Genomic DNA, 3,846 nt, shown 5'->3' on the forward strand with positions numbered 1-3,846 from the left:
ACGATGATGTCGGCGCCCGAGGCCAGGGATCCGACTGCAAACCGGATGTCGTGCCCGTCTATCAGACGGCTGACCTCGGCGGCGACCTCGGTCTCCCTGCTGGGAGGGAAGCGGGCGCCGGGTTCCTCGGGCGAAAGCCGGTGGCCGCAGAAATGCGCGACGGCGGGCGGCTCCAGAGGCTTGAGGATGCGCTGGCTTGCATCTTCGTTGGCCAGAAGCATGCGTAGCTGGCGCCGTGTCGTCGCCTTGGCGTCCAGGCTCGCACCGTCCCGGGCGACGGCTTCCTGCAGGTGTTGCCTTGCTGCCGGCAGGTCGCCGAGCAGAATCGCGGCCTCGGCCATGGTCGCGCGCCCGTAGTAGCTGACCTCGCCCGCGGCCAGACGTGAGGCCTCGTCCGCCCATCTGCCGGCGGCCATGTGATCGCCGGCAAGATGGCTGAGACTGGCCACGTTGATGGCGGAGAAGTAGCCGCCTGAGGCTTCGAATGCCCGGCGGTAGGCCGCCGCCGCGGCATGGAGGCCGCGGCGCCGTTCCTCGCCATCAAGCTGCAGGGCCTCGTCCTTGAGCAGTCGGCCTTTCAGCGCCAGGACATCTTCATCGTCGGTGACTGAGTCGAGGCCCCATTCGGCATACATCCGGCGTGCCTGCTCGATGGCGCCCATGCGCGCCAGGGCAAGGACCCCGCCATGGCGGAGTGGCAGGCTCTGGGGGTCGCGTGCCACGCCGGAGCGGGCAAGATCGAATGCCTTGATGCATTCGGATCGGCGAAGAAGCTCCCGCAGCGCCGAAACCGGATTGTCCAATGCGTCAGCCATGGCCGGAGGCTAACACAGGCAAAGGGTTGGTCCTCCCGGACTTCGTTCCGGGTCATCGCATGCGGAATTGGGGTTCTGCATGCCGTTGCTGGCTGCGTGCCGTGCCGGCTGTCCGGTTCATGCTGTCGCCGCTACTGGGCATGTTTCGAAGCGTCGCCGAGCATGGCAGGCGGGCGCCACGGCCATGGTGCGGCCGACCGAAGCGATCGCAGTCAGTGCGCTCCGTAGCCGGTCGCCAGGGTGCGCACGGTTTTGCAGGCGATCAGCAGATCCAGCCACAGCGAGAAATTCTTGATGTAGAAGAAATCGTACTGGAGCTTCTCGCTGACCTGATCGACGTCGATCGTCTGGCCTTGATTCACCTGCGCCCAGCCGGTGATGCCGGGCCGTACGATATGGTGGTAGGCATAGAACGGAATCTCGCGCTCATACAACCGGGCCAGTTCGACGGCTTCCGGGCGGGGGCCGATCCAACTCATTTCACCGCGCAGGACGTTCATCACCTGAGGCAGCTCATCAAGACGATAGCGCCGCAGGAAGACACCTGCCCTGGTGATCCTCTCGTCGTTCGGTGAGGTGTAATGTGCGCCGTTGTGACCAACCCGCATGGTCCGGAATTTGACCATGCGGAACTTCTTTCCGCGAAAACCGATGCGGTCCTGAATAAAAAGTGCGGGACCCGAGCTGTCGAGTTTCACGCAGCAAACGATCACGAGCAACAACGGAACCACGATGGGAGCAGTCAAGACGATGGCTGCTATGTCACTGGTGCGTTTGAGCACTTCGAACAAACGGGGGAGATGGAGCGAACCAAACTGGTTCTCCCAGAGATGCTCGATATGAACCCGGCCGGTCAGCCACTCCGCGACGTATTTGACGTGGAACACCGGAACACTCTGAAGGGCGCATTGCGCGAGAAACCGCTCCCACTGCGGGGGCATGTCCGCTCTCAGGTCGGCAACGATGGCGTCGTACTCGCCAGGTTCTATATGCGGTGCGTCAAGTTTGACCGGCTCCAGTGCCGGCATGGGTGTCAGCCAGGTCGTGTTTCCAAAGGGAACGAGGGCAAGGCGAAGCCGCCTCGTTCTGCTGAAGCAGTAAACAAAGAAAAAACCCCACGCGATCGAGAAAATAAAACTGCATATTAACTGATATCTCGAATAATCAATGCGAACAAAGAAAAATAGTATAACCATAAATCCAAAAGTTATAATAAAAACAGGAACTATATAGACAAAACCTTGGGTGTACGGAAACAAAACAAACTGACGAACGATAACAAGGCCGACCGTGAAACTTAACGCGCTGCCGGGAATGGACGCGTCAAAAACCTGCTCTGCCAATCTCACTACGGCTTCGTCGGGCCATCTCAGAACGGCCGGCAGCAGCGCAACAACCACTGTTCCCACGACGAACTGAAACAAACCGCTGCTCAGGAGCTGATAGACCCGGTGGCCTGCGGCACTCGAAAGAGCCCTCATGCTGTCGCTTCCTTAAGCCCGGGGATTGCGCCCCGTCCTGATCCCCTCAAGTTCCTATGCCGCAAAAAGCGTGGGGTTGTCGAGATGTTCGCCCGGTTTACCCCTGGACGTTCGGATCCGCCTCTTTGGGTACGGCGGCTGTCGGGTGCCGTATGAAGCCGTCGGAAGGGCCATGTCCCGGTCGTGGCGGTGGGGCTGTGCCTCCGGGGCCGGACCCTCGGAATTCCGCGGCAGGCGGAGCACGAACGATGCTTGGTGCGACGTGCAGCCGGCGCCATCGACGTCTCCTGGCGTGCCGCTTGCCTCACCTCTGGGATCGCTGTGCGACGCGCCTGACCGCCGCGACCAAAGTCCGGCATGATCAATGAAGCAGAATCATGCCGATCCCGTTTATGTCGCGGCTCTCGGTTGCTATCTGTGGTCGCCGATGTCTATATGACGTTCAGAAAATAACTATTACGCAGGAGAGAGAGATGCGCCCATTGCTGCCTATCGCATTCTCGAGATTGATTGTGCTCATGCTGGCGGTTTTTCTGGTCGCTCCGGACGACGCAAAGGCCGAGTTGACGGCTGCCGAACAGTCGGCGATGTCGGCTGCGGGCACGGATGGTGCCACGCTTGCTGCAACGGCTGCCCGTCTTGCGGCCCTCAATCCTGCGGCTGCGGTCGACCTTATGAACGCGGCTGCCGCCGCCAATCCGGGGGCGGCTGCAGAGATCGCCGCATCACTTGCTGCCACCGTACCGGCCAGTGCTGTCGATATCGCGGCTGCGGCAGCCGAAGTGGCGTCTGAAGACGAGGCAGCGGCCATCGCAGCGGCCGTATCCGAAGTTGCGCCATCGCAGGCGTCCGACATTGCGACGGCGGTGGCGAGGAAGAAGCCGGGCGCGAGCGCCTCGATTGTAGCGGCAGTGGCAACGACCGTCGGGGCGGCCACTGCGACCGTGGCGGACCTTGCTGCTGCGGTCGCGGCGGCGACGAACGCGGATGCGACAACGCTCGAATCCGCGGCCAATCAGGTAAACGTCACAACAATTGTCGCGCGGGCAAAAACCGCCGGGGCGACGGCTCGAATCAATGCGGCTGCAGCAAACACCTTTGCCGAAAATCAGAACAACAACAACGGCACGGATGGTAACGCGGATGACGAGCTTGACGATAACGTCAGCGAAAACTGAAGAATTCTCTGCGATCTAAAGCCCTAAAGTAAAGCCCTGGGCGAAATCTGGATTTACGCATAAGTGCGCGCGACGAAGACTTTCCTGATATAGGGAAGTGGTGCCATCGGCACGACCGGATCAGGCGCCTCCGGATCGGGTCCGTGAGGCAGTCGCGATCCTGAATACCGGCCTGGTTTACCTCAAGGCCTGGGCAACAGGCGTGTCGCGTCGACCAGAGCGTAGCGCCTGATGCGCTTCTTTTAGTCCGCCCTGAAACGATCAGATGCCCGATACTACGTGCACCTCTTCCGGTCACCAGCGTCGTTCACAACTAGCTTTGATAGTATTCCTTGTAGCGATTGTAATACACGCCGTAGCCCCCATAGCCGT

3 protein-coding genes are annotated in these 3,846 nt (G+C 60.9%); 1 reads left to right on the plus strand and 2 read right to left on the minus strand.

All coding sequences use genetic code 11. The annotated features are described in order from the left end of the window. Positions 1-815 (minus strand): TRAFs-binding domain-containing protein (locus ACESNI_RS09675; protein WP_373086379.1); only part of this gene is annotated, 815 nt, incomplete at its 3' end. Between the two features lie 212 nt (positions 816-1,027). Next, positions 1,028-2,296: a sugar transferase gene (locus tag ACESNI_RS09680; protein ID WP_373086380.1), complete on the minus strand. Its 1,269-nt coding sequence runs from the start codon at positions 2,294-2,296 to the stop codon at positions 1,028-1,030. Between the two features lie 473 nt (positions 2,297-2,769). Here ACESNI_RS09680 and ACESNI_RS09685 point away from each other — a divergent pair, with 473 nt between their 5' ends. Continuing rightward, positions 2,770-3,474 carry a hypothetical protein gene (locus tag ACESNI_RS09685; protein WP_373086382.1) on the plus strand — a complete coding sequence of 235 codons (705 nt, stop codon included), beginning with the start codon at positions 2,770-2,772 and terminating at the stop codon, positions 3,472-3,474. Positions 3,475-3,846: the final 372 nt, after the last annotated feature.

The organism is Sneathiella sp. (assembly GCF_041689005.1).
In the GTDB taxonomy this organism is placed as follows: Bacteria; Pseudomonadota; Alphaproteobacteria; order Sneathiellales; family Sneathiellaceae; genus Sneathiella.